General features: G+C 42.6%; 22 protein-coding genes. 19 read left to right on the top strand and 3 right to left on the bottom strand.

Features of this window, described 5'->3' with window-relative positions:
- From mnmG to ADH27_RS01145, 8 genes are all read left to right on the top strand, one after another.
- Nucleotides 1-1,914, top strand: a complete 1,914-nt coding sequence (mnmG, locus tag ADH27_RS01180; RefSeq protein WP_048690979.1) for a tRNA uridine-5-carboxymethylaminomethyl(34) synthesis enzyme MnmG — start codon at nt 1-3, stop codon at nt 1,912-1,914.
- Nucleotides 1,915-2,124: 210 nt separating this feature from the next.
- On the top strand, nt 2,125-4,104 hold the full coding sequence (locus ADH27_RS01175) for a DHH family phosphoesterase (protein WP_152904092.1): 1,980 nt from the start codon (nt 2,125-2,127) through the stop codon (nt 4,102-4,104).
- A complete protein-coding gene (gene rplI / locus ADH27_RS01170) occupies nt 4,101-4,553 on the top strand; it encodes a 50S ribosomal protein L9 (RefSeq protein ID WP_048715073.1) in 453 nt (150 codons plus the stop codon). The genes ADH27_RS01175 and rplI overlap by 4 nt, the downstream gene beginning before the upstream one ends.
- A 24-nt stretch (nt 4,554-4,577) precedes the next feature.
- Complete coding sequence (gene dnaB, locus ADH27_RS01165; protein ID WP_048715071.1) at nt 4,578-5,933, top strand: replicative DNA helicase; 1,356 nt, start codon at nt 4,578-4,580, stop codon at nt 5,931-5,933.
- Nucleotides 5,934-5,936: 3 nt separating this feature from the next.
- On the top strand, nt 5,937-6,209 hold the full coding sequence (locus tag ADH27_RS01160; protein ID WP_048715069.1) for a Veg family protein: 273 nt from the start codon (nt 5,937-5,939) through the stop codon (nt 6,207-6,209).
- A gap of 588 nt (nt 6,210-6,797) precedes the next feature.
- Nucleotides 6,798-7,409, top strand: coding sequence for a 30S ribosomal protein S4 (gene rpsD / locus ADH27_RS01155; protein WP_003009175.1), 612 nt, complete (start codon nt 6,798-6,800; stop codon nt 7,407-7,409).
- A 282-nt stretch (nt 7,410-7,691) separates the two neighbouring features.
- Complete coding sequence (gene comA / locus ADH27_RS01150; RefSeq protein ID WP_048715067.1) at nt 7,692-9,845, top strand: peptide cleavage/export ABC transporter ComA; 2,154 nt, start codon at nt 7,692-7,694, stop codon at nt 9,843-9,845.
- Nucleotides 9,846-9,872: 27 nt separating this feature from the next.
- Nucleotides 9,873-11,234 carry a bacteriocin secretion accessory protein gene (locus ADH27_RS01145; protein ID WP_048715065.1) on the top strand — a complete coding sequence of 454 codons (1,362 nt, stop codon included), beginning with the start codon at nt 9,873-9,875 and terminating at the stop codon, nt 11,232-11,234.
- Between the two features lie 36 nt (nt 11,235-11,270).
- Here the strand turns inward: ADH27_RS01145 and ADH27_RS01140 are convergent, their stop codons facing one another.
- Nucleotides 11,271-11,807, bottom strand: a complete 537-nt coding sequence (locus ADH27_RS01140; RefSeq protein WP_048715062.1) for a TetR/AcrR family transcriptional regulator — start codon at nt 11,805-11,807, stop codon at nt 11,271-11,273.
- Between the two features lie 135 nt (nt 11,808-11,942).
- Here ADH27_RS01140 and ADH27_RS01135 point away from each other — a divergent pair, with 135 nt between their 5' ends.
- Nucleotides 11,943-14,738, top strand: coding sequence for a YhgE/Pip domain-containing protein (locus ADH27_RS01135; protein ID WP_048715060.1), 2,796 nt, complete (start codon nt 11,943-11,945; stop codon nt 14,736-14,738).
- 65 nt (nt 14,739-14,803) lie between these two features.
- Here ADH27_RS01135 and ADH27_RS01130 read toward each other — a convergent pair whose 3' ends face one another.
- The gene (locus ADH27_RS01130) at nt 14,804-15,472 is read right to left on the bottom strand and encodes a DUF4947 domain-containing protein (protein WP_048715058.1); all 669 of its coding nucleotides are present in this window, start codon (nt 15,470-15,472) and stop codon (nt 14,804-14,806) included.
- 368 nt (nt 15,473-15,840) lie between these two features.
- Nucleotides 15,841-17,091, bottom strand: coding sequence for a carbohydrate-binding domain-containing protein (locus tag ADH27_RS01125; RefSeq protein WP_193389709.1), 1,251 nt, complete (start codon nt 17,089-17,091; stop codon nt 15,841-15,843).
- A 227-nt stretch (nt 17,092-17,318) separates the two neighbouring features.
- Here ADH27_RS01125 and ADH27_RS01120 point away from each other — a divergent pair, with 227 nt between their 5' ends.
- From ADH27_RS01120 to ADH27_RS01075, 10 genes are all read left to right on the top strand, one after another.
- Entirely contained in the window at nt 17,319-18,098 is a 780-nt protein-coding gene (locus tag ADH27_RS01120; protein WP_048715055.1) for a polyphosphate polymerase domain-containing protein, read from the top strand.
- Entirely contained in the window at nt 18,091-18,774 is a 684-nt protein-coding gene (locus ADH27_RS01115) for a DUF4956 domain-containing protein (RefSeq protein ID WP_048715054.1), read from the top strand. Before ADH27_RS01120 ends, ADH27_RS01115 begins: the two co-directional genes overlap by 8 nt.
- A 479-nt stretch (nt 18,775-19,253) precedes the next feature.
- The gene (locus ADH27_RS01110) at nt 19,254-19,382 is read left to right on the top strand and encodes a teichoic acid D-Ala incorporation-associated protein DltX (RefSeq protein ID WP_006595368.1); all 129 of its coding nucleotides are present in this window, start codon (nt 19,254-19,256) and stop codon (nt 19,380-19,382) included.
- Between the two features lie 14 nt (nt 19,383-19,396).
- Nucleotides 19,397-20,947, top strand: a complete 1,551-nt coding sequence (gene dltA, locus ADH27_RS01105; protein ID WP_048715052.1) for a D-alanine--poly(phosphoribitol) ligase subunit DltA — start codon at nt 19,397-19,399, stop codon at nt 20,945-20,947.
- Nucleotides 20,944-22,194: a D-alanyl-lipoteichoic acid biosynthesis protein DltB gene (gene dltB / locus ADH27_RS01100; RefSeq protein ID WP_048715050.1), complete on the top strand. Its 1,251-nt coding sequence runs from the start codon at nt 20,944-20,946 to the stop codon at nt 22,192-22,194. Before dltA ends, dltB begins: the two co-directional genes overlap by 4 nt.
- 18 nt (nt 22,195-22,212) lie before the next feature.
- Nucleotides 22,213-22,452: a D-alanine--poly(phosphoribitol) ligase subunit DltC gene (dltC, locus tag ADH27_RS01095; protein WP_006595371.1), complete on the top strand. Its 240-nt coding sequence runs from the start codon at nt 22,213-22,215 to the stop codon at nt 22,450-22,452.
- Nucleotides 22,445-23,713, top strand: a complete 1,269-nt coding sequence (dltD, locus tag ADH27_RS01090; RefSeq protein ID WP_048715048.1) for a D-alanyl-lipoteichoic acid biosynthesis protein DltD — start codon at nt 22,445-22,447, stop codon at nt 23,711-23,713. Before dltC ends, dltD begins: the two co-directional genes overlap by 8 nt.
- A gap of 143 nt (nt 23,714-23,856) precedes the next feature.
- Nucleotides 23,857-24,093 carry a hypothetical protein gene (locus ADH27_RS01085; protein ID WP_193389710.1) on the top strand — a complete coding sequence of 79 codons (237 nt, stop codon included), beginning with the start codon at nt 23,857-23,859 and terminating at the stop codon, nt 24,091-24,093.
- A 100-nt stretch (nt 24,094-24,193) separates the two neighbouring features.
- Entirely contained in the window at nt 24,194-25,948 is a 1,755-nt protein-coding gene (gene aspS, locus ADH27_RS01080; protein WP_048715044.1) for an aspartate--tRNA ligase, read from the top strand.
- 70 nt (nt 25,949-26,018) lie between these two features.
- Nucleotides 26,019-26,960, top strand: coding sequence for a YitT family protein (locus tag ADH27_RS01075; protein ID WP_048715042.1), 942 nt, complete (start codon nt 26,019-26,021; stop codon nt 26,958-26,960).
- The last annotated feature ends 2 nt before the right edge of the window (nt 26,961-26,962 follow it).

Genomic DNA, 26,962 nt, shown 5'->3' with positions numbered 1-26,962 from the left:
ATGACTTATAATTTTATAGAAGAATACGATATCATTGTAATCGGAGCGGGACATGCAGGAGTAGAAGCCTCCCTTGCTGCGAGCCGGATGGGGTGTAAAGTTCTACTTGCAACCATCAATATTGAAATGTTGGCATTTTTACCATGCAATCCCTCAATCGGTGGATCAGCAAAAGGGATTGTGGTCCGTGAGGTAGATGCTCTCGGTGGAGAGATGGCCAAGAATATTGACAAATCCTATATTCAGATGAAAATGTTGAATACAGGAAAGGGCCCAGCAGTTCGTGCGCTTCGTGCTCAAGCAGATAAAGAGCTCTATTCTAAGGAAATGCGTAAGACAGTTGAGAATCAAGAAAACTTGACCCTTCGCCAAACCATGATTGATGAAATTTTGGTAGAAGATGGGAAGGTTATTGGTGTTCGAACAGCGACCCACCAAGAATATGGGGCCAAGGCTGTCATTGTCACGACTGGAACGGCTTTACGTGGAGAAATCATCATTGGGGATCTCAAGTATTCATCAGGACCTAACCATAGCCTTGCTTCTATCAATTTGGCTGAAAATCTCAAAAATTTAGGACTAGAAATTGGACGGTTCAAAACGGGTACGCCACCACGTGTAAAGGCATCGTCAATCAATTATGAAGAAACGGAAATTCAACCAGGTGATGAGAATCCAAATCACTTTTCTTACAATTCGCGTGACGAGGATTATTTAAAGGATCAAATCCCTTGTTGGTTAACCTATACCAATAGTCAAAGCCACGAAATCATCAACAGCAATTTACACCGAGCTCCAATGTTTACAGGTGTTGTAAAGGGAGTTGGACCTCGCTATTGTCCATCTATTGAAGATAAGATTGTTCGCTTTGCGGATAAGGAACGCCACCAGCTATTCCTTGAGCCAGAAGGACGTAATACAGAAGAAGTCTATGTCCAAGGCTTGTCAACCAGTTTACCAGAAGATGTGCAAAGAGATCTTGTCCATTCTATTAAGGGATTGGAAAATGCTGAGATGATGCGAACCGGTTATGCGATTGAGTATGATATGGTCCTTCCACATCAATTGCGAGCAACACTAGAAACTAAGAAAATCTCAGGTCTCTTTACAGCAGGCCAAACCAACGGAACGTCTGGCTATGAGGAGGCCGCTGGCCAAGGAATTGTGGCAGGGATTAATGCTGCGCTGAAAATCCAAGGAAAACCCGAACTCATATTGAAACGGAGTGACGGTTATATTGGGGTCATGATCGATGACTTGGTGACCAAAGGAACAGTTGAGCCCTATCGACTGTTAACCAGTCGTGCTGAGTATCGTTTGATTCTTCGTCATGATAATGCAGATATGCGCTTGACAGAAATCGGTCGCGAGGTTGGTCTAGTTGATGACGAACGTTGGGCACGTTTTGAAACCAAGAAGTATCAGTTTGAAAATGAAATGAAGCGCCTTGACAGTATCAAGCTAAAACCTGTAAAGGAAACGAACGAGAAGGTGGCAGCGCTAGGCTTTAAACCATTGACAGATGCTGTCACGGCCAAAGAATTTTTGAGAAGACCAGAAGTATCGTATCAAGATGTTGTCAACTTTATCGGACCAGCTGCTGAAGAGCTAGATGATAAGATTATCGAGCTGATTGAAACAGAAATTAAGTACGAGGGTTATATCTCAAAAGCTTTAGATCAGGTTGAAAAAATGAAGCGGATGGAAGAAAAACGAATTCCTGCCAATATTGACTGGGATGATATTGACTCCATCGCAACAGAAGCTCGTCAAAAATTCAAATTGATTAATCCAGAAACGATTGGTCAAGCTAGCCGGATTTCAGGTGTCAACCCAGCTGACATTTCTATCTTGATGGTGTATCTTGAAGGCAAGAGTCGGAGTATTTCTAAGAATCAAGAAAAAGAATCCTAACTTATTAGGATGTAAATATGTGGAAGAAGTAGCCAAATAGCTACTTCTTTTCTCGTTTTACAGTATATTTACAATAGTGTAAATATACTTTACACTGTTTGACAAATGAGCGACCGGACCTTGATCGCTGTCAGCTTTTTCTTTGGCGGAAAGGCTTGACGGGCCTCGCTTTTTCTTATATTTTATGGTATAATGGCCCAACAGAGGTTTATGATGAAAAAATTTCGTATGACTCCTATCCATTATTGTATGGTAGGTTTGTTAGCATTTATTATATTAGCCATCAGTTCCAGATTATTGGGTGGTTCAATTGCAAATTTATTTGTGATTCTGTTGATTCTTTCCGGTGTCATCTATCTCTTTCTTCATCAATTAAAGCAAGTAGAATTGGATGAGCTAGAACAAATTCAATATGTCAATCATCAGGCTGAAAATGGGTTGGCATCGCTACTGGATAAAATGCCAGTTGGTGTAATCAAGGTAAACGGTGAAACCAATGAAGTTGAGTGGTTCAATCCTTATGCGGAGTTGATTTTCTCTACTGAGGATGGGCAATTCGATGTGGAATACCTGCAACAAGTGTTGGCGATTCCTTTTGAAGGGAAAGGCCATTATGCAACCATTGGAGATAAGAAATATTCTGTTTATCTAGATTCCCAGGCCAGTGTCGTTTATTTTTTTGATGCGTCTAGTGAGTATGAGGCCAACGTCGGTCTTGTAACGACTAGGCCGGTCATCGGGATTATGTCCGTAGACAACTATGATGATTTAGAAGATGTTGTGTCTGATTCAGATATCAGTAGTATCAATGGTTTTATTGCAAACTTTGTTGAAGAATTTTCGGAAAAATACCATATGTTTTACCGAAGAGTCGGGATGGATCGCTTTTATCTTTTTACCGACTATACCGTTCTTGAACAATTAATCGAATCCAAATTTTCTATTATTGACCAATTCCGTGAGGAAGCGAAAAATCGTGAATTACCCATTACGGTAAGTATGGGATTCTCATACGGAGATGGCAATCATGATGAAATTGGTAGAGTTGCTTTATCGAATCTAAACTTAGCTGAGGTTCGAGGGGGTGACCAAGCGGTTGTAAAAGAAAAAGAAGAAGGTAAGGATCCTATTTTCTTTGGAGGGGGGACAGCTTCTTCTATCAAGCGCACCCGTACACGTACTCGTGCGATGATGACAGCTATTTCTGAAAAAATTAAATCGGTTGATCAGGTATTTGTTGTTGGCCACAAAAAATTAGACATGGATGCTTTGGGGGCATCGATTGGGATGCAATTATTTGCAAACAATATCAACGAACGCTCTTATGCAGTTTATGATGATAGGTCTATGGCTCAGGATATCAAACGAGCGGTTGAAAAAATTCAATCAGATGGAGCGACTAAACTCGTAACGGTTTCAGATGCTCTACGGATGGTAACCGATCAATCCCTTTTGATTATGGTAGACCATTCGAAGACAGCTCTTACGCTTTCAAATGATTTGTATGAGAAGTTTCACCAAGTCATTGTCATTGACCACCATAGACGGGATGAAGATTTCCCTGAAAATGCCATGATCACTTATATTGAAAGTGGAGCAAGTAGTGCAAGTGAGTTGGTTACGGAATTGCTTCAGTTCCAGAATTCTAAGAAGAACCGCTTGAATAAGATACAAGCCAGTGTTTTGATGGCTGGAATTATGTTGGATACCAAGAATTTCTCTGTTCGCGTAACGAGCCGTACATTTGATGTAGCTAGTTATTTACGAAGCCGAGGCAGTGATAGTGTCCTCATCCAGGAAATTTCAGCAATTAACTTCGATGAGTACCGCGAAGTAAATGAATTGATTCTAAATGGTCAAATGGTCTTCCCACATATTATTGTGGCAACAGGCGCAGCAGATGTTCCTTATGGAACGGTTACCATTAGTAAAGCAGCCGATAGTATGTTGGCCATGTCTAAAATTGAGGCGACCTTTGTCATTGCTCTGAATGAACAAGGAAGCATTTCCATTTCAGCTCGAAGCAGAAGCAAAGTCAACGTGCAAAAAATTATGGAGCAAATGGGAGGCGGAGGCCACTTTAATTCGGCGGCTTCTCAATTGGAAGATGTAACCATCGATCAAGTTCGTACCCAATTGATTGACTGTATTCAAGAAGAGGTCCAAAAGGATAAGGAGGAAGAAGAATGAAAGTTATCTTTTTAGCAGATGTAAAAGGAAAAGGAAAAAAAGGGGAAATCAAAGAAGTCCCAACAGGTTATGCTCAAAACTTTTTGATCAAAAAGAATTTAGCCAAAGAAGCTAACGCCCAAGCGATTGGGGAGCTTCGTGGTAAGCAAAAATCTGAAGAAAAAGCCCATGCGGAATTAGTCGCAGAAGCGAAAAACATTCAAGCGAAATTAGCAGAAGAAACGACCGTTGTCCAATTTACAGAAAAAATTGGCCCTGATGGACGTACATTTGGTTCTATTACCAATAAAAAAATTGCAGAAGAACTACAAAAACAATTTGGAATCAAAATCGACAAGCGTCACATTCAAGTGGCTTCTCCAATTCGCTCTGTCGGCTTGATTGATGTGCCTGTTAAAATTTATCAGGATATTACAGGTATTATCCAAATTCGGGTAAACGAAGGTTAAGTAAATCGTTAGAAAGGAATGACTATGGCTGAGATAGAAGAATTAAGAACCCAGCCTCAAGATATCCAAGCAGAGCAATCTGTCTTAGGAGCCATCTTTATTGATGAGGGAAAACTGGTTTTTGTTCGTGAGTTTATTGAGCCAGCAGATTTCTTTAAATATGCCCATCGGTTAATTTTTAAGGCGATGATTGACCTTGCAGATAGGGGAGATGCTATTGATGCGACGACCGTTCGCAATATTTTAGATAGCCAAGGGGACTTGCAAAATATCGGTGGTCTCTCTTATCTAGCTGAAGTTATCAACTCTGTTCCGACCTCAGCCAATGCGGAATATTACGCAAAGATTGTTTCCGAAAAAGCAGTTCTAAGACGCTTGATTGCCCGTTTAACGGAGAGCATTAATCAAGCATATGATGGAGCGAGTCCGTCGGATGAGATTATTGCAGGCGCAGAAAAAGCCCTGATTGATGTTAGTGAAAATGCCAATCGAAGTGGTTTCAAGAATATCAAGGATATCCTAAATATCAACTTTGGAAGTCTTGAAACTCGCTCATTGCAGACAACGGATATTACGGGGATTGCAACAGGTTATCGAGATCTTGATCATATGACAACAGGTCTTCATGAAGAAGAGTTGATTATTCTTGCGGCTCGTCCAGCGGTTGGTAAGACTGCCTTTGCTCTAAATATTGCCCAGAATATCGGAACCAAGTTGGATAAAACAGTTGCTATTTTCTCGCTGGAAATGGGTGCTGAAAGTTTGGTGGACCGGATGTTGGCAGCAGAGGGCTTGATTGAGTCTCATTCTATTCGTACCGGTCAGTTGACAGATGATGAGTGGCGGAAGTATGCCATTGCCCAAGGAAATCTAGCCAATGCCAGCATTTATATAGATGATACTCCTGGTATTCGGATTACAGAAATTCGGTCTCGTTCTAGAAAGTTAGCACAAGAAACAGGTAATCTTGGCTTGATCCTTATCGACTACTTGCAGTTGATTACAGGGACTGGACGTGAAAACCGGCAACAGGAAGTCTCAGAAATCTCTCGTCAATTAAAAATTTTGGCAAAAGAATTGAAGGTCCCTGTGATTGCCCTTAGTCAGCTGTCTCGGGGAGTCGAACAAAGACAGGATAAGCGTCCGGTTCTATCAGATATCCGTGAATCAGGATCCATCGAGCAGGATGCAGATATTGTTGCCTTTCTATACCGTGATGATTATTATGAACGTGCAGGTGAGGAAGAAGAAGGCATGCCGAATAACAAGGTTGAAGTCATCATTGAAAAAAACCGTTCAGGAGCGCGTGGAACAGTGGAGTTAATCTTCCAGAAAGAATATAATAAGTTCTCCAGCATATCAAAGAGAGTAGAGGAATAATGAATGAGTGATGCATTTACAGATGTAGCAAAAATGAAAAAAATCAAAGAAGAAATCAAGGCTCATGAAGGTCAAATTGTTGAAATGACCTTGGAAAATGGTCGTAAACGTCAAAAAAATAAGTTTGGTCGATTAATTGAAGTTTATCCTTCTTTGTTTATTATTGAGTACACAAATGAAAACAGTTTACCTGGTGAACCAGCAGCAACCTATGTTGAATCGTATACTTACTCAGATATTTTAACTGAGAAAAATCTGATTCATTACTTAGACTAATGTAGCTAGGGTAAGCTACAACTTCCAACCGTCTCTTCTTGGAGATGGTTTTTTGATGACCTGAGCATATCATAGACACTAGTTGTGTAAATTGATTGACAAAGATGTCAATTTTGCAATCAAATCTGTCAATATTAGACAGGGAATCTTTTGAAGAGTCGTCTTATCTATATTCTTCATCCTGCTACATTAAAGGGACTTAGGAGGGTGTTAGAACAATCATGGTTGACAAGTTGTAAAAAAGGTGTAAAGATTCCTGTAAACAAGATAAAAATATTGGATAGGGATGAAAATACATGGCTATCCGCGTCAAAAATATGTGGTTTAGAAAGACCCTAGCTAGAAGGCCTCATTTTGCTTTTTATTTATAGAAAGAAATCAAAAAAATGAGAAAGCAACTTTACAAGGGCTGGTATTGGTGGTATAATAGAATTTGTGCGAAATGACAGCAGGACAAAATGAAGCTCGTCAACAGGAAGCCAGCTAGAAAAGTAACCTTTGCTGTTTGGGCGAAGGCTTTCTGAACGAATCAGGTTTGTCTAAAACGTTATTTCCTACAAAAATTATTTTTATAGGAGGACATTTCAAATGTCACGTTATACAGGACCATCTTGGAAACAATCTCGCCGTCTTGGCTTGTCACTTACAGGTACAGGTAAAGAATTGGCACGTCGTAACTACGTACCAGGTCAACACGGACCAAACAACCGTTCAAAATTGTCAGAATACGGTTTGCAATTAGCTGAAAAACAAAAACTTCGTTTCTCTTACGGACTTGGTGAAAAACAATTCCGTAACTTGTTCGTACAAGCTACTAAGATCAAAGAAGGAACTGTCGGTTTCAACTTCATGCTTCTTTTGGAACGTCGTTTGGATAACGTTGTTTACCGTCTTGGACTTGCGACTACTCGTCGTCAAGCTCGTCAATTCGTTAACCACGGTCACATCCTTGTTGACGGAAAACGCGTTGATATCCCTTCATACCGCGTAACTCCAGGTCAAGTGATCTCAGTTCGTGAAAAATCAGCTAAAGTTCCAGCTATCCTTGAAGCTGTTGAAGCAACTCTTGGACGTCCAGCATTCGTATCATTCGATGCTGAAAAATTAGAAGGTTCATTGACTCGCTTGCCAGAACGCGATGAAATCAACCCAGAAATCAACGAAGCACTTGTCGTTGAATTCTACAACAAAATGCTTTAATTTTAAGAAAAAACTTGCAGAAAGCCTACAACAGTGGGCTTTTTGTTTTGTCTTAAACCGTTGTTTTCTGGGTTTGTTCCCTTATTTGCTCCCTAAGTTTCCTTCATAGAAAGAAATGACCGTCTGTAAAATAGGCGGTTTTTCTTTTACAAAATAAATAACAACTCTCCTGAATTGGAGATTTTTGTGACCGAATACCTAAAATAATAAACCAAATAGCGATTTTTTCTTCTCAGATAGTCCTTTTTGTTAAGATGAAACAAACGATTGGAAAGGGTTCTTATGGGATTTAAGAAAAAACATTATCGCCAACAAGTTGATATGAGAGACTGCGGTGTTGCGGCTTTGGCCATGGTTTTTGGCTACTATGGCTCATACTATTCTTTAGCCAGTCTGCGGGAGAAGGCAAAAACGACTGCAGATGGAACGACCGCCTTAGGTCTGGTCAAGGTGGCTGAAGAGTTGGGATTTGAGACACGCGCCTTCCGAGCAGATCGCACACTTTTTGACTTGGAAGGAGTGACCTATCCATTGATTGTCCACGTGATCAAGGATGGGCGTCTCCCTCACTATTACGTAGTCTATAAAAAAGATAAAAAGTATCTTTACATAGCCGATCCAGATCCAAAGGTAAAGATGACCAAATTAACGATCGAAGAGTTTGAACAGGAATGGACAGGGATTGTTATCGCCTTGGCCCCGACTCCAGCCTATCAACCAAGTAAAGAAAAGAAAAATGGGCTTTTAGATTTTGTCCCTCTTTTGTTTAAACAGCGGCAATTGGTTCTGCATATTGTTCTTGCAACGTTATTGGTAACCCTCATCAATATTGTGGGTTCTTACTACCTACAATCGATTATTGATACCTATGTGCCTGATCAGATGAAGCAGACGCTGAGTGTGATTTCACTAGGGTTGATCGTGGTTTACATCTTACAGCAAGTCCTGACCTATGCGCAAGATTATTTGCTTCTAGTTCTAGGTCAACGATTGTCTATTGATGTCATTTTATCCTATATTAAGCATGTTTTTCAGTTGCCTATGAGTTTCTTTGCGACTCGACGGACAGGAGAAGTGGTGTCACGTTTTACAGATGCCAACCGCATTATCGATGCTCTGGCTAGTACACTGCTTTCAATCTTTTTGGATCTGTCTATTGTTTTGATTTTATCTGTAGTCCTGTTTAGCCAAAATGCTCACCTCTTTTTCTTGACTATTCTCTTGCTACCGATTTATGCGGTCATTATTTTTGCCTTTATGAAGCCTTTTGAGCGCTTAAATAATGAAACCATGGAAGCCAATAGTGTCTTGTCTTCTTCCATCATCGAAGATATCAATGGGATCGAAACTATCAAGTCTCTTACCAGTGAGCGTAGTCGCTATCAAAAGATTGACTCAGAATTTGTGGACTATCTCAAGAAGTCCTTTGCCATGAGTAAGGCGGAGAGTCTACAAAAGGGGCTCAAACACTTGGCCCAGTTGATTTTGAATGTCTTGGTCTTGTGGTTGGGAGCTCATTTGGTCATGAAGCAAGAATTGAGCTTGGGGCAGTTGATCACCTACAATACTCTCCTTGTTTATTTCACAGGACCTTTAGAGAACTTGATCAACCTCCAAACCAAACTTCAAGCAGCCCGAGTGGCCAATACCCGTCTGAATGAAGTCTATTTGATAGACTCTGAGTTCGCAGAGAAGAAGCCTCTTCAAGAGAGTGAGGCTCTCGATGGTGATCTGGTTTTTGAGGGAGTAGACTACAAATACGGTTTTGGAGCCAATGTTCTTACCGATATCAGTCTCACGATTAAAAAAGGGAGCAAGGTAAGTTTTGTTGGTATTTCAGGTTCTGGAAAAACCACGCTAGCAAAGATGATGGTGAATTTCTACCAACCCAATAAAGGGACGATTCGTCTGGGAGGTACGGATATCCAGCAAGTGGATAAGACCATGCTCCGCCAGCAAATCAATTATTTACCCCAGCAGCCCTATGTCTTTAATGGTACGATTTTAGAGAACTTGTTACTGGGAGCGCGGGAAGGAACTAGTCAGGAAGATATCTTGCGCGCTGTTAAAATCGCAGGAATTCGAGAAGACATTGAGCGTATGCCCCTCAATTACCAAACAGAATTGACTACGGATGGCATGGGAATCTCTGGTGGTCAACGGCAGCGGATTGCCTTGGCGCGTGCCTTATTAACGGACGCTCCGATTTTGATTTTGGATGAAGCGACCAGCAGCCTGGATATCTTGACGGAGAAGAAAATTGTGGACCGCTTGATGGCCTTAGACAAAACGATTATCTTTATCGCCCATCGGTTAACGATTGCAGAACGGTCTGAAAAAGTCTTCCTCATGGACCAAGGTCGTCTGAAAGAAGAAGGGAGCCATGAAGAACTGCTGAAAAAGAATGGCTATTACAGCCATTTGGTTACTTGTTAAGAGAGGACTAGGAGAAAAAAAGAAAGTATGATGAACGAAAAATATTTTGAAAGTGCAGAATTCTATCAGAAACGTTTCCATAATTTTGCTAGTTTATGGGTAGTCCCTTGTTTTCTTTTACTATTGTTTGTTGTAGGCTTCTCTGTCTTTGCCAAGAAGGAAGTGACCTTGTCTAGTCGTGGGACGATTGAAGCTACGCGCGTGGTGGACCAAATCCAGTCAACGAGTAATTCTCCCATTCAAGTCAACCATTTGAAGGAAAATAAAGAGATTAAGAAGGGAGAAATCTTGGTAGAATACCAAGGGGATCAGGAAAAGCAACAAGGGATGAGCTTAACGCAACAGCTCGACCTCTTAAAGAAACAGGAGGAACAATTAAAATTGTTGAAAACGAGCATTGAGACCGGGGAGAGCCAATTTACAGGAAATGAGCATTTTGGGTATGACCAGCTGTTTAAGGATTACCAGCAACAAATAGCGATTCTCCAAGCGCAAGCCCATCAACAAAATGCAACCATTGCTTCTCAAAATGCCAGTGCAAGTTCCAGTCAAGCAGAAATTGGCCAAGCTATCCAAGACCAAGAGAAGCGATTAACTGATTACCATAGTCTAAAATCAGCTCTACTAGAGGGAAGAAGTCTGGATGCGACTCATCCACTTTACTCTCTCTACCAGAGTTACGCTCAGCAACCACATGGAGAAGAAAACGCTCAAGCACAAGCTTCTTTTATCAGTCAGCTAGATAGTCAAATCCAGCAGTTAGAGGCGAGTATTTCTAATTATCGCATCCAATATGCGGGATCTGGAAGCCAACAAGCTTTTTCGACCAGCTTAGATAGTCAAATAGCCTCTCTGAAAGCTCAACAGCTGAGTAAAGTTGGACAAGATTTACTGCTTCTTTCTCAGCAAATTGCAGATCTAGACAGTAAGTTAAAAACACAAGAAAATCTTCTTCAGAAGACTCAGATTCTAGCCAAGGATGAAGGGGTGATTCATTTGAATGATGAAACAAAAGGAGCGAGTATTGTAGCGGAAGGTACTCCTTTGGCTCAAGTTTATCCACTCATTCAGAAAGAAAAAGAAGTCAAGATTGTTACCTATATTCCTTCAAAAGATATAGCCACGATTCATGTAGGTGATCGGATTCGCTTTAGCACACAGGGAAGTAAACAAAAACCAATTACGCTAGAGGCCCGTATTAGCTCAATTGCTTCAAGTGCCACTCGGACAGAACAGGGGAACTTTTTCAAAATAGAGGGAGTTCTTCGTCTCAAGGATCAGGAGGCCAAACTCCTACGATACGGTTTGGAAGGGAAGTGTGTCCTGATCACAGGAGAAAAATCTTACTTCAGTTTCTTTGTGGATCAATTTTTAGGAGCAGGGAACTAAAAAAACATAACATAAAAAGAGACCGAGGTCTCTTTTCTACTCCAGCATTTTTAATAGGAAGTCCGCCATTTGTTGGGGGCTTTCTTTTTGCCCACGCGCCACCCACATTTGACAGACTCCAAAGAAGGCATTGGTGAGGTAGACAGAACTATAGTCTCTTTCGACTTCTGTCAAAGATCGATGGCCATAACGCTCTTGCAAGCTATCGACGAGTAGAACTTGTAGCTTGTGTCGCAAGAAGGATTGAATTTCTTTTGTCCCATTCTCGGTTAGAAGGACTGCAAAGAGGGGCTCCTTGGTGAGAAATTCGAAAACTTCTGTAACAGCTTGGTGTTTATCATCTTGTTGTTTGTCGAAGATGTATTCCACTTTGTGGAAAAATTCCTGTTGGTAGCGCTCGATCATATCGTACTTATCGCGGTAGTGGGTATAGAAGCTACTCCGGCTGATACCAGCCTCTTTTGCCAATTGTACGGTTGAGATCTCATCAAAGGACTCCCTATGAAGCAGGTCAACCATGGCTTCCTGGATGATCCGTTTTGTTTTTATTCGCTTGTTGCTTTCGGTAACCATTCTAGTCTCCCTCTTTTATACACAAAATTATACACAGTGTCCAAAAATGATTTTTTAACTTGCGGTTTTTGAAAAGAACTGTATAATCAATTATATCAAAAAAATTAGACAATGTGTATAAAAAGGAGACAAAAAATGTTTAAGGAATGGAAAGCGATTTTTAGGAAACCGACCTTCATCGTTGTGATGATCGGGGTTGCCTTGATACCAGCTCTCTACAATGTGATCTTTCTATCCTCTATGTGGGATCCTTATGGCAAGGTTTCTGACCTGCCAGTAGCAGTTGTCAATCAAGACCAGCCAGCTCGTTATCAGGAAGAAGAATTGACAATCGGAAAAGACATGGTGTCCAATTTTGAGAAAAGTGACGCTCTGGATTTTCATATTGTCGATGAAAGAGCAGCTAAAGAGGGGCTGGAAAAGGGTGATTACTATATGGTGGTGACCTTGCCCAAAGATCTATCTGCTAAAGCTGCTTCTATCTTAACCAATCATCCGGAACAGATGACCATTGCCTACCAAACATCTAGTGGGCATAGCTTTATTGCTGGTAAGATGAGTGATTCAGCCATGATAAAAATCCAGCAAACCGTTGCTAGTAATGTCACCCAAACCTATACCAGCGCTCTTTTCGAAAAGATGGGAAGCTTGAAGGCAGGGATGGGAACAGCAGCGGAAGGAAGCCAGAAATTAGCGACCGGTGCTGGTCAGCTAAAAGAGGGTGGACAGACCCTGACAGACCATTTGACCACCTTGTCCAATTCGAGTCTGTCTTTTTCAAATGGGGCACAGACTCTTAGCACTGGTCTCTTGGCCTACACCAATGGAGTTGGCCAATTAGGAACTGGTCTTCATCAAATGCAGGAGAAAGTTCCCACCCTCGTATCGGGAGTTGGGCAACTTCATGATGGTTTTACTACCTTTAGTAGTGGACTGACGACCTATACATCTGGTGTTGGACAGCTGGGAGATGGTTTGAACCAAATGGCTAGTCAAACGCCACAGTTAGCCTCTGGAATTGGCCAATTGCATACAGGGATGACGACTCTCTCAACGGGACTGGATACCTACACAAAAGGAGTCAGTCAGTTGAATCTTGGTGCTAGTAATTTGACGGCTGGCCTAACAAGCTATAGCTCAGGGCTTGCTACTCTCAGTGGTGGAGCTAGTCAATTAAGCGGCCAATCGGAAACATTAAGAAATGGAGTGTCTCAGTTAGAGGCAGGCATTCAAACCTTATCCACCCAACTTACTCCATCACCAAATCAACAAGAGCAACTTGCCCAATTAACAGCAGGCCTCACCCAATTAAATGAAGCTATTCAGAACACGAGTGGGGATACCAGTCAACTCAGTACAGCTTTGGCAAGCATCGCCACCTCTGCTCAAGGGATTTCAGTAGCAGCACAGGCTGACCGTAATTCAGTACTAGCCAATCTTCAAGCTACTGCTGCCTATCAATCGATGACAGCTGAGCAACAGGCAGAAATGACGGCTGCTGTCTCTGCTACTTCAAGTACCACGGAGACTTCTGCTCAAGCGATTTTAACCACTGTTCAAGGCTTGCAAGAAAGCTTAACAACCGAGAGTTCCTTGGCCACAGTAAAAGAAAGTGCCAACCAGATCTTGCCAACAGCTTCGTCTACCTTGAATACTCTTTCAACTAGCTTGAGCTCCCTACAGACCGCAGTAACAGAGCAACTTCTCCCAGCTAGCCAAACCCTTAGCCAGGGAGTTCAACTCTATACGACAGGGGTGGATCAGTTAGCCGGCGGAGCTGGTCAGCTTACGGATAATAGCAGTAGCTTGATAGCAGGAGCTACTCAATTGAGTGCGGGGACAAGTCAGCTGGAGCAGAAATCTGGTGACTTGGTAATGGGAAGTAATCAACTAGCAGCAGGCTTGGGGGACCTAAATGGGAAAATGCCAACTCTGACTGCTGGAATGGCTCAATTAGCTTCAGGAGCCAACCAATTGACTAGTAAGTCTAGTGAATTAACAACAGGAGCAGGACTACTAGCTAATGGGATCGGTCAACTAAATGGTCAAACACCAGTTTTGGCTAGCGGTGTTGATCAACTGGTGTCAGGAGTCGATCAGTTATCGGATAAATCAGGTCAGTTACTATCAGGTTCTCAGCAATTGGCGGATGGTGCAACTAAAATAGCTGATGGATCTGGTCAATTAGCGACAGGAGGTCAGGTTCTTGTTGGAGGCTTGGGTGATCTCCAAACAGGTAGTCAGAATCTTAGTCAAGGCTTGAGTTCAGCTAAGGACCAACTAAATAGCGCTAGCACTGAAAAAGAAAATGCAAGCGTATTGTCAGATCCAATCACTCTTTCGAAGACAGACCATGACAATGTTTCAGTGAATGGAGTGGGGATGGCACCTTATATGATATCTGTTGCCCTTTTCGTCGCGGCTCTTTCTACCAATATGATTTTTGCAAAATTGCCATCTGGCCGTCATCCAGAAAGTCGTTGGGCTTGGCTTAAATCGAGATTGGAAGTGAACGGGATGATTGCGGTCTTAGCTGGTATCCTGGTCTACGGAGCTGTCCACCTGCTAGGAATGGCGGCAAACCATGAAAGCTTGACTCTCTTCCTCTGTGTGCTAGGAAGTGTGACCTTCATGTCCATGGTGACTGCCTTAACGACATGGAACAACAAGGTCGGAGCTTTTATCTCTTTGATTCTCTTGCTCCTTCAACTGGCTTCTAGTGCAGGGACTTATCCGCTTGCCCTCACCAATCGTTTCTTCCAAGCTATTCATCCGCTGTTGCCGATGAGTTATACCGTATCGGGACTAAGGGAAACCATTTCCTTATCTGGTCAGATAGGAGGACAAGTCACCTTCCTTACCCTAGTTTTGGGCTTGTGTATTGGCCTAGGAATGATAGCCTATCAACCTCAAAAAATGGAAGAAGACTAAGCTTCCTCTATCCATAGTTTCATGTGAAACAAAGCCCCCTTCTCAACAGAGAAGAGGGCTTTTTCTTAGTTAAAATAAAGCACTTCTGGATCTGGAGTAACATAGACAAGGTTGTCATCTTTAAAGACAAGTTGAACTTGTCCTTCTTTGTAGGTAAAGACTGTAAAAGTTTGCTCTAATTGAGACGTTTGAGCTAGATCGACTACACCAGCCCAAAAAGCATGGAGTTGCTCCTCTGTTAAAAGACCCTCTTGATAGAGATTAACAAGGTTTTCTTTTTCCTTTTCTGAAAAGGTCTCGAGCATATAATTTGAATCAACATGGGTTTTTTCAGGTTTTCCAAGAATTTTTTTGACTATTTTTGTTGTATAGCCTTCGAAATCAGGTGTATGCACTTTTAATCCACCGTCATATTTTTTATAGTAAACGACAGAATCGCCTGTTGCATAGATCTTGTCTGTTGGAGCTTCGCTAGCATTGGCAGGGAGCTCCTCCATTTTTTTGCTAGAGCTGGTTTCTGTCTCAGACTCTTTCTTCTCTTTTTTGGAAGAGCTAGCTTTAGATGATTTTTTTAATGATGAGGCTTCTTTTTCACTTTTCTCTTGTTTTTTAGAAGAGGTACGAGAGCTCGTTTCATCCGGTTTGAAATGTGATTCAAAATCAGACATACAGGCTGTCAAGAAGAAAAGACTCAAAAAGAGCGTTGCAAGGAGAGTGATTTTTTTAGACATCATGTAAATCCCTTTCTAATTATAGAGCGCTATTTCTTCTATTGTACACTATAAAAGCTTGGAAAGCACGAAAAAACAGGAGAGATCTTGTACGAAGTAGGTATTCATACAAGCTTTCTCTCCTGTAAGGGTCAGCTCCTTGTGATCTCATTTGAAGCGTGGAGGCTGGGATAAAAGTCCTAGCCTCTCAATTGTCTTTGGATTGTCGAGCAAGACGCAGTGGTTGAGTGGGCTCTACTACGCTGATTTCATCAGCTTTTAYAGCCCTACTCAACTGTGCGGAGGTGGGACGACGAAATCGAATTCTAACGAATTACCGATTTCTGTCCCACTCTCTCGTGTGCTTTAGTTAGTGGCCTTGAAAGAAGGGCTTAGCGTCCACCAGGCCCGCCAGGTCCACCGCCTTGAGGTCCGCCACCGCCTGGAGCCCCACCTCCTCCAGGCATGGAGTTGACAATTTCCGTTTGTTTTTCACCGTTGATATAGATGTCTCCGCCAGTGTAGGTGGCCGTTCCATCAAAGTCGAAGCCGGATTGCCCCGTCAAATTGATGGTTCCTCCAGCCACAGTGACGTTGCCGTTAGAGTCGATTGGATCGGTATCGCCTTGGCCAACTTCAACGTTGAGGGTTCCACCATTCATAGTGAAGAAAATTTCATCTTGGTTGGCATTGGCATTGGCCGCATTGACACCGTCATCGCTTGCGTAGATGGTGATATCCCCTCCGTTGATGGTAATCGATTTTCCTTCAAGCCCTTCGACAGACTCAGTTACCTTGTAGGTACCGCTATCGATGACCAGATCACCAGAAGCATGGATGCCATCGTCCCCAGCTGAAATGGTCATGGTATTGTCAGACAGATACATGGTTCCAACAGATGTATCTTCATCATTATCCACCTTGACTGCATCTTCATCTGCATCGATGGTCATTGTCGTACCGGTGATATTGAGTTCATCATTGACGTTGAAGGCATCTCCAACAGCCGTGATCTTATAGGTTCCACCTGTGATGTGGAGGGTATCATTGGCCTTGATCCCGTTGTTCTTCTTGGCATCAATGTTGAGCGTACCTGAACCATTGATGGTAAGGTCGCCTTTAGAGAAGATGACCGCATCGGCATCTTCATCATTGTTTGAACTTGAATCAGATAGGGTATTGGTCATGCCCTCTGCTAGAGTCAGGTAGACATGCCCTGCTTTTGTAGCAGAGATTGGCGCGTTGGTGTTGGTCATGGTAACGCCTTTTAAGACGATATGAACATCATCTGAGTCACCTGCTTCGACTTTGATTTGAACCCCATCGGATTCACCAGAGATGACATAGGTTCCGGCCTTCGAGATGGTCACGGTGGATCCAGAAACGGCTACGCCGTCCCCTGAAACAGTTGCAGAAGATCCAGACAGTTTTACAGTAGAGGCTGTACTTTCATCATAAGAAGTGTCCTTGTCCTTATCTGTAAAATAGTTGGAGCTATCTGTTTTACTATTTGAAGTAGAAGTTGCGGTTGTTTGGGCGGTATTGTTTGTTGTAGCTGATTGAGATGACGCTTGGGTACAAGCTGTCAGTAAGGTGAGGGTCGCGGCCCCCGTTAATAAGAATTTCCATTTGTTTGATTTCATGAGCTTTTCCTCTCGTTCCATTGATATGCTCCTAGTCTAAAGTTGCTAGCTGAAAGTTTTCTAAAGTTTTTCTGAAAGGAACCTTAACTTTAGTTTTCTTTAAGTTTGGCTTAATGAAAGCTTAAGAAAAGGCCACTAAACTAAGGAACAAGTAAAGCGACTTATGGCTTTGCAACAAAAAACGATAAAGAAAATGACAGCTTATTATAGAACAAAAGGAGAAAAACATGAAAAAAACGGTAGAGACAAGCTTCAAGCGGATTGAAACCAAATATGTGGTGAATAAAGAAGACTTGGATGATTTATTGAAAGATTTGAAGAAATATGTTGTTGAAGACGATTATCCCATCTCCACGATTTCGAATGTCTATTTTGATACCGAAGACTTTGATGTGATCCAAGATGCCCTTGCTAAACAGAACCGTCGTGAAAAGATCCGGATGCGGACCTATGTGGAGCATCCAACAGTGGAGAGTCCGGCTTTTCTAGAAGTAAAATCAAAGGATGCAGAAGGAATTGGTCATAAGTTCCGCCTGGTCTCGAACCCTTCCTCCATCACCCGCCTCATGACGGATGGACTAGTGGATCAGACCATTCAGGATCTGGATTTGGTGCAAGAAATCCAAGCTCTGCGCCAGCGCTATGATAACCGCCTACAGCCTCAGATGTACATCTATTACGATCGTTTGTCCTTAAAAGAAAAGAAGAGCATCCAAGGCTATCTTTACAATAAGATTCGGGTCACCCTGGATCAAAACTTGGTCTATCGTGATCAGCAGGTCAGTCTCCTTCGTGGGAAAGCTGGGGAGCCTTTATTAGAAGAAAATACCATCATTATGGAAATCAAGGCCCCAGGTGAAGAACCTCAGTGGCTGAAGGACATTCTGGATAAGTACGGGCTGGTCAAACAGAAATTTTCGAAATACAGTTGTGCCTACCATAAGTCACAAGGCTTAGATTATGCACCAACGCCAATTCAAGAAAGGACAGGTGCTGCCTATGTCTAATCTATTTGATTCTATTTTTAATAATGCTACAGCAACCGTAGATCCGGTGCGCCTGATGCTAGCCTTACTGGTCAGCCTGGTGCTCGGGATGGCACTGTCTTGGACCTACAAATACCGTACTCTCTATACGCGTGAATTTATCGTCAGTCTCACCTTGCTTCCCTGCATGATGACCCTGGTGATTTTCCTGGTGAATGGGAGTCTGGGGACCTCGATTGCAGTAGCAGGGACCTTTAGCTTGATTCGATTTCGGTCTGCTACCAGCGGCTCGAGAGAATTGATTGCGATTTTCCTAGCCATGATTATTGGTTTGGCAGCTGGCTCGGGTTACCTCTTATTAGCAGTTTTGTTTACGGCCTTTCTATTGGCTATCTGGCTCTTGCTGGAAACCAAGCAAAGTAAGACCGACCACCAACGGCGCCGTCACCTGACGATTGAGCTAGAAAATAAGTCTAGGATTGCGGAGAAAATCAGCCGTCTGCTGGATCGCAATTGTACAGAAGTCGACTTGATTTCGGTCAATACAAGCCAAAATGGGGAACAGCTTACCTTGGATTATGAAGTAGATCTGAGACCAGAAGTTGACGATTTTGCAATAACGACCCTCCTAACAGAAGAAATTTATCATTGCGATGTCTCCTTGACCAAGAAGGCTAAGAAAAGAAAGAATTTATAGAAGAGAGTGGGACAGAAATCGGTAATTCGTTAGAATTCGATTTCGTCGTCCCACCTTCGCACAGTTGAGTAGGGCTGTAAAAGCTGATGAAATCAGCGTAGTAGAGCCCACTCAACCACTGCGTTTTGCTCGACAATCCAAAGACAATTGGGAGGCTAGGACTTTTGTCCCAGCCTCTTTTTAGGCTTTTAAGAACTTTTTAAGGAAAAGTGGTATACTGTTTCTAAAAAATTGAAGGTTATCTCGAAGCGAAATCGTTAAGAGAATGAAAGAAATTTTCAAATCTGAGGACGGAATCATTTCTTTATAAAAGATGGAATGGCCCGTTGACTCGACCAGGAATGCAAACGATCCAAGCTCAGCACTCAATTGTCTCTTATGGTAACGTTTTCTAGTATTTTTTCCTTGTGTTTGGATTGCTATGACTGAACAAAAAATGGTAAAATAGTCAGTGAAAATCAAAATGAAGAGTGAAAAAGATGAAACATAAAACACTTTATAAATTTATAGGGCAAACAATTTTGTATTTCGCTATTTTCTTAGCCCTACTTTATTTCTTTAGTTACCTTGGTCAAGGTCAGGGTGGCTTTATCTACAATGAATTCTAAAGGAGATCCCTACCGTGTCAAACCAACCAATTACTGATATGATCGAGGCGATTGAACGCTACGCCCAACTGCAACCAGACTATCCTGTCTACAATGTTCTTGGAGAAGAGCATACCTATGGCCAATTGAAGGCAGACTCAGATAGTTTGGCAGCTCACATTGACCAAATGGGGCTTCCTGAAAAGTCACCTGTTGTGGTCTTTGGTGGCCAAGAGTATGAAATGTTGGCAACCTTTGTGGCCTTGACCAAATCTGGCCATGCTTATATCCCAATTGATAGCCATTCAGCTTTGGAGCGTGTGTCTGCCATCCTTGAAGTGGCTGAGCCAAGCCTGATCATTGCCATCAATGAGTTTCCAATCGAAAACCCAGCTGCTCCAATCATGTCTTTGGAGCAAGTGCGTGAAGCCTATGCGGCTCAGCATGCCTATGACTTGCAACATCCGGTCAAAGGGGATGATAACTACTATATCATCTTTACCTCAGGGACAACTGGGAAACCAAAAGGGGTGCAAATTTCGCATGATAACTTGCTCAGCTTTACTAACTGGATGATCACAGACAAGGAATTTGCGACGCCAGAGCGTCCGCAAATGTTGGCGCAACCACCCTATTCCTTTGACTTGTCTGTCATGTATTGGGCACCGACCTTGGCTCTTGGGGGAACGCTTTTTGCCCTTCCATCAGCTATCACTCAAGACTTCAAACAACTTTTTGCGACCATCTTTTCTCTTCCAATTGCGATCTGGACTTCGACACCATCTTTTGCAGATATGGCTATGCTGTCTGAAGATTTCAATGCTGAAAAGATGCCAGGCATCACCCATTTCTACTTTGATGGGGAAGAGTTGACCGTGAAAACCGCTCAGAAATTGCGCGAGCGTTTCCCAAATGCGCGGATCATCAATGCTTACGGGCCAACAGAAGCAACCGTTGCTTTGTCGGCAGTAGCAATCACAGATGAGATGTTAGCTACTTTGAAACGTCTGCCAATTGGTTACACGAAAGAAGATTCTCCAACCTTCATCATTGATGAGGAAGGCAATAAATTGCCAAATGGAGAGCAAGGGGAAATCATCGTGTCTGGACCAGCTGTTTCAAAGGGTTATATGAATAATCCAGAGAAAACAGCAGAAGCCTTCTTCGAATTTGAAGGTCTTCCAGCCTACCATACGGGAGATGTCGGAACCATGACAGATGAAGGCCTCCTTCTCTATGGTGGACGGATGGATTTCCAGATCAAGTTTAATGGTTACCGTATTGAGCTAGAAGATGTTTCTCAAAACTTGAACAAATCTCAGTACATTGACTCGGCTGTCGCAGTACCGCGCTACAACAAAGATCACAAGGTTCAAAATCTCTTGGCCTATGTCATCTTAAAAGATGGGGTCAAAGAACAATTTGAGCGAGAGATTGATATTACCAAAGCGATCAAGGAAGATTTGGAAAACATCATGATGTCTTATATGATGCCTTCAAAATTCCTCTACCGTGATAGCTTGCCGCTAACTCCAAACGGGAAAATCGACATCAAAGGGTTGATTAGCGAGGTTAACAACCGATGATCGAGTTTTTGAAACAGCTCCCTCATTTAGAACCCTATGGCACCCCGGTCTACTTTATTTATCTGATTGGGGCCTTATTGCCTATCTTTGTTGGTCTCTTCTTTAAGAAGCGTTTCCCAGTCTATGAAGCCTTGGTCAGCCTAGCCTTTATTGTTTTGATGTTGACAGGGACGGATTTGAAACAAATCTATGCGGTTCTTTTCTACCTCTTTTGGCAAATCCTTTGGGTCTACTCCTATAAATTCTATCGAAGCCAGCGTGATAACAAGTGGGTCTTTTATCTTCACTCTTTCTTGGTCGTTTTGCCCTTGGTTTTTGTGAAGGTGCAACCAGCCATAGATGGGACCCAGTCTTGGATGGGCTTCCTTGGGATCTCCTATCTGACCTTCCGAGCGGTAGGGATGATTATCGAGATGCGAGATGGGACCCTCAAAGAATTTAGCCTCTGGGAATTCTTGCGTTTCTTGCTCTTTATGCCGACTTTTTCAAGTGGGCCGATCGACCGCTTCAAACGCTTCAATGAAGATTACCTAACGATTCCAGATCGGGATGAGCTCCTCGATATGCTGGAACAGAGCGTCAAGTATATCATGCTTGGCTTTCTCTATAAGTTTATTCTAGCTCATATCTTTGGTCATCTCTTGCTAGGTCATGTCAAGACTTATGCCCTTCTTCAAGGGGGTGTCTTTAACCTAGGAACCTTAGGGGTGATGTATGTCTTTGGTTTGGACCTCTTCTTTGACTTTGCAGGCTATTCCATGTTTGCCCTTGCGGCGTCCAACTTGATGGGGATTAAGAGCCCAATCAACTTTAACCTCCCTTTCAAGTCGCGTGATTTAAAGGAATTTTGGAATCGTTGGCACATGAGCTTGTCTTTCTGGTTCCGTGACTTTGTCTTTATGCGTCTGGTCATGGTCTTGATGCGCAACAAGGTCTTTCAGAGTCGGATTACAACGTCAAACGTTGCCTATATCATCAACATGTTGGTCATGGGCTTCTGGCATGGAGTGACCTGGTATTATGTTGCTTATGGTCTTTTCCACGGTCTAGGTCTCGTGATCAATGATGCCTGGCTTCGGAAGAAGAAGACACTGAATAAAGAGCGCAAAGCAAAAGGACTTGAGCCACTGCCAGATAATCGCTGGATGCAGGCTCTTGGAATCTTTATTACCTTCAACACCGTTATGCTGTCCTTCCTGATCTTCTCAGGTTTCTTGGATCAGCAATGGTTTCCAAAAATGAAATAAGAAAAGGAAAAATGAAAAATGGATGTAAAATCACAAGTAATTGAAATTATTGACGAATTGTTTATGGAAGATGTCTCAGACATGATGGATGAGGATCTCTTTGATGCGGGTGTTCTTGATAGCATGGGAACCGTTGAGTTGATTGTTGAATTGGAAAACCGCTTCGATATTCGGGTTCCAGTATCTGAATTTGGTCGTGATGACTGGAATACTGCTAACAAAATCGTAGAAGGTGTCATGGAGCTTCAGAATGCTTAAACGATTGTGGCTGATTCTGGGTCCAGTCTTTTGCGCCATGGCTCTTGTCGCTACTCTTCTCTTTTTCTATCCGATTAACCACAAACATAATCTGACAGAGGAGAAAAAGGCCGCAGTGAGCTTGACGGCAGAAGGCTTTAAAAGTCGTGCCCGTAAGGAAGAAGCGCTCGGGGATCCCAACTATCGTTTTGTACCCTTCTTTGGTTCCAGCGAATGGTTGCGATTTGACATCGTCCACCCAGCAGTACTAGCAGAGAAGTATGATCGCTCTTATCGTCCGTATTTTCTAGGACAACGAGGGGCAGCGTCTTTGAACCAATATTTTGGGATGCAGCAAATTCTTCCTCAACTAGAAGGGAAAACGGCTGTTTATGTGGTATCGCCCCAGTGGTTTACGAAGGACGGTTATGATTCATCGGCCTTCCAGCAATACTTTAACAGTGATCAATTAACGAGCTTTTTGGCCAACCAAGAAGCTGGGCCAGCAAGCCAGTATGCGGCATCTCGTCTCTTGCAGCAGTACCCTAATGTTGCTATGCAGGGAGGAGTTCAGAAGCTAGCCAAAGGTCAAAATCTATCTAGTTTTGAAAAAGGTCTCAATCAGACCCTCATGCGCTTTGTTCGTCGGGAGGATGCCTTCTTTAGCACCTTCACGGCAATGAACAATAGCAACTATGAGAAGAAAGTTCTCTCTCGCTTAAACGACTTGCCAGATACATTTTCTTACGAAGCCTTGGAAGAGGTGGCGACGGCGGAAGCCAAAAAGAAAACCAATAATAATAAACTAGGCATTAGTAATAGTTTTTATACTCATCGTCTTGCGAGTAAGCTCAAGAAACTCAAAGGATTCCAAAAGAATGAATCCTATGAACAATCCCCAGAATACAATGATTTACAACTGGTCTTGGATCAGTTTGCTCAATCTAAAACCAATGTCATCTTTGTCATCCCTCCAGTGAACTCGAAATGGATGGCTTATACAGGTTTGAGTAAAGAAATGTATCAACGGACAGTTGAAAAAATCCGTTACCAACTAGAAAGTCAAGGCTTTACCCATATTGCTGATTTTTCTAAAGATGGTGATAAACCTTACTTTATGCAGGACACCATTCATATGGGCTGGAATGGATGGTTGGCCTTTGACAAAGCAGTTGATCCTTTTGTCTCCAACCCTCAACCGGCACCTGAATACAAGATTAACAATCGTTTCTTAAGTCAGGACTGGGCTAACTATAAAGGCCAGCCGGATCAATTTAAGTAAGATGCGAAGAGGTTGAGAATACCCAGTCTCAACCTTTTTCCTATGGTTTTGAAGAAACTTATCCCCATATTCACAGACTTATCCACAGACTTGTGGATAAGTCTGTCTACTAGAAAGAGAGGAGCTGGTAAACCATGAAAACAATGAAGAAAATAGCTGTTTATGCGATTCTTCAAGGAATCGTGGTCTTTCTCATTACGGGCCTCATCACCCAATTAATCAGAGGAGACTTCTTTTTCCGTAACTTGGCTCCAATATTTGGAGTCTTGGCAGCTATCATGCGTTTTGGAACAGCTAGTCTGATGAAAATCTTGGCCCCAACGCTATACGATGAAGAGACCAAAAAAGAGAAAGCTCCTACCGGGAAAGAAGCTGAATAAAAGAACTGTTTTTTCTGGAAAAATCTCTGGAAAAGCACTTATCTGACAGGCTTTATGGTAAAATAGAAGGAAGAATATTAGTTTGGAGAGTAAAAATACAATGAAACGTTCCATGTATGCTGGACGTGTTCGTGAGGAACACATTGGACAAGAACTGACCCTCAAAGGATGGGTAAGTCGACGCCGTGATTTGGGTGGCTTGATCTTTATTGATTTGCGGGACCGTGAAGGGATTATGCAATTGGTCATCAATCCAGAGACGGTCAGTTCGGAAGTAATGGCAACGGCCGAGAGCCTTCGTAGCGAGTATGTGATCGAAGTGACAGGTCAAGTTGCTGCCAGACAGCAAGCTAATGATAAAATTGCAACAGGTCAGGTTGAAATGCATGTTTCTTCCTTGACTGTCCTCAATACTGCAAAAACCACACCATTTGAGATCAAGGACGGCATTGAAGCCAACGACGATACCCGTCTACGCTATCGATATTTGGACTTGCGTCGTCCAGAGATGTTGGAAAACTTGAAATTGCGTGCCAAGGTAACCCACTCTATTCGGAACTACTTGGATGAGCTGGAATTTATTGATGTGGAGACACCTTTCCTTTCTAAGTCAACTCCAGAAGGGGCGCGTGACTATCTCGTTCCATCTCGTGTCAACAAGGGTCACTTCTATGCCTTGCCTCAAAGTCCTCAAATCACGAAACAATTGTTGATGAATGCAGGCTTTGACCGCTATTATCAAATCGTCAAATGTTTCCGTGACGAAGATTTACGTGGAGACCGTCAACCTGAGTTTACACAGGTCGATTTAGAAACTTCCTTCCTGACAGAGCAAGAAATTCAAGACATTACCGAAGGTTTAATCGCGCGTGTCATGAAAGAAACCAAGGGAATTGAAGTGCCCCTTCCTTTCCCACGGATGAAGTACGATGATGCGATGGCTCTTTACGGTTCTGACAAACCAGATACTCGTTTCGAGATGCTCTTGACAGACTTGACAGAAGTTGTAAAGGGTGTAGACTTCAAGGTCTTCTCAGAAGCTCCAGCAGTGAAAGCCATTGTGGTCAAAGGAGCAGCAGACAACTACTCACGTAAAGATATCGATAAGATGACCGAAGTAGCCAAACAATATGGGGCTAAAGGTCTTGCATGGGTCAAGGTGGCTGACGGTGCTTTAAACGGTCCAGTGGCTAAGTTCTTGACAGATGTGACAACAGAGTTGACAAGCGTTTTACAATTAGAAGAGAAGGACTTGGTCCTCTTTGTAGCGGATACACTGGAAGTAGCCAATGCAACCCTAGGTGCTCTTCGTTGTAGAATTGCCAAGGAATTAGACCTTATTGACAACAGTCAATTCAACTTCCTTTGGGTTGTAGATTGGCCAATGTTTGAGTGGTCTGAAGAAGAAGGCCGTTACATGAGTGCCCACCATCCCTTTACACTTCCGCAAGCAGATACAGCTCATGAATTAGAGGGCGATCTTGCCAAGGTACGTGCTATTGCCTATGACATTGTGCTCAATGGTTACGAACTTGGCGGAGGAAGTCTCCGGATCAACCAAAAAGAATTGCAAGAACGGATGTTTACGGCTCTCGGTTTCTCAAAAGAAGATGCGACAGAGCAATTTGGTTTCTTGCTAGAAGCTATGGATTATGGTTTCCCTCCACATGGTGGATTGGCTCTTGGTTTGGACCGTTTTGTCATGTTGTTAGCTGGTGAGGAGAATATCCGTGAAGTGATTGCCTTCCCTAAGAACAATAAGGCAACAGATCCAATGACCCAAGCTCCTTCTACAGTAGCCACCAAACAACTGGAAGAGTTGAGTCTACAAGTAGAAGTCAAAACTGAGGAGTAAGAATAAAAGCGGAAAATCAGCAGAAGTAGCTTCTGTGATTTTCCCTTTATTTATAAATTGAGAGATAGTCATGAAAAAAACTCGCTTAGGTAAAATCTTACGTTATTATGTGAGAAGAATTGCTTATAATTTTAAATTATTACGGGTCTTGAAAAGTATTTCCCGCGAAAAGTATGATGAAAAGATTTCAGCCTCATTGGTCTATGGATTTTTATCTGCGATTGCTGTGAACTTCTTTTTCCAGCCGGGACGTGTGTATTCGAGTGGCGCGACAGGTTTAGCACAGATTGTTTCTGCTCTTAGTGATCGATTTTTGGGCTTTACCATTCCTGTTTCCTTGTCATTTTATGCCATTAATCTACCCTTAATGATCATCGCCTGGTATCAAATTGGCCATAAGTTTACCATTTTCACCTTTATCACGGTGTCCATGAGTTCCTTCTTTATCCAATTTGTCCCAGTAGTTACGCTCACCAATGACCCTATCATGAATGCCTTGTTTGGGGGTGTGGTTATGGGGACAGGGATTGGTTTTGCCCTTCGGAATAATATCTCCAGTGGGGGAACCGATATTGTCAGTTTGACCATTCGAAAGCGAACGGGCAAGAACGTCGGGAAAATATCTCTCATCGTCAATGGGACCATCATGTTGATTGCCGGGATGACCTTTGGTTGGAAGTACGCTCTCTATTCGATGATTACGATTTTTGTTTCTAGTAGGGTGACAGATGCTGTCTTTACCAAGCAGAAACGGATGCAGGCTATGATTGTCACCAGCCATCCTGAGGAGATTATTGAGAAAATTCATAAACGTTTGCATCGTGGTGCCACCATTATCCACAATGCGGAAGGAACCTACAATCATCAGGAAAAAGCAGTCTTGCTCACCGTTATTACACGAGCAGAGTTTAATGAGTTTAAACTTCTCATGAAAAAGGCTGATCCTCAAGCTTTTATTACTATATCCGAAAACGTTCATATTATTGGACGCTTTGTCGAAGTGGAAGATTAAAA

Origin of the sequence: Streptococcus sp. 343_SSPC (genome assembly GCF_001072385.1) — a bacterium.
Classification (GTDB): Bacteria; Bacillota; Bacilli; order Lactobacillales; family Streptococcaceae; genus Streptococcus.
This window is presented reverse-complemented; position numbering and strand designations above follow the sequence as displayed.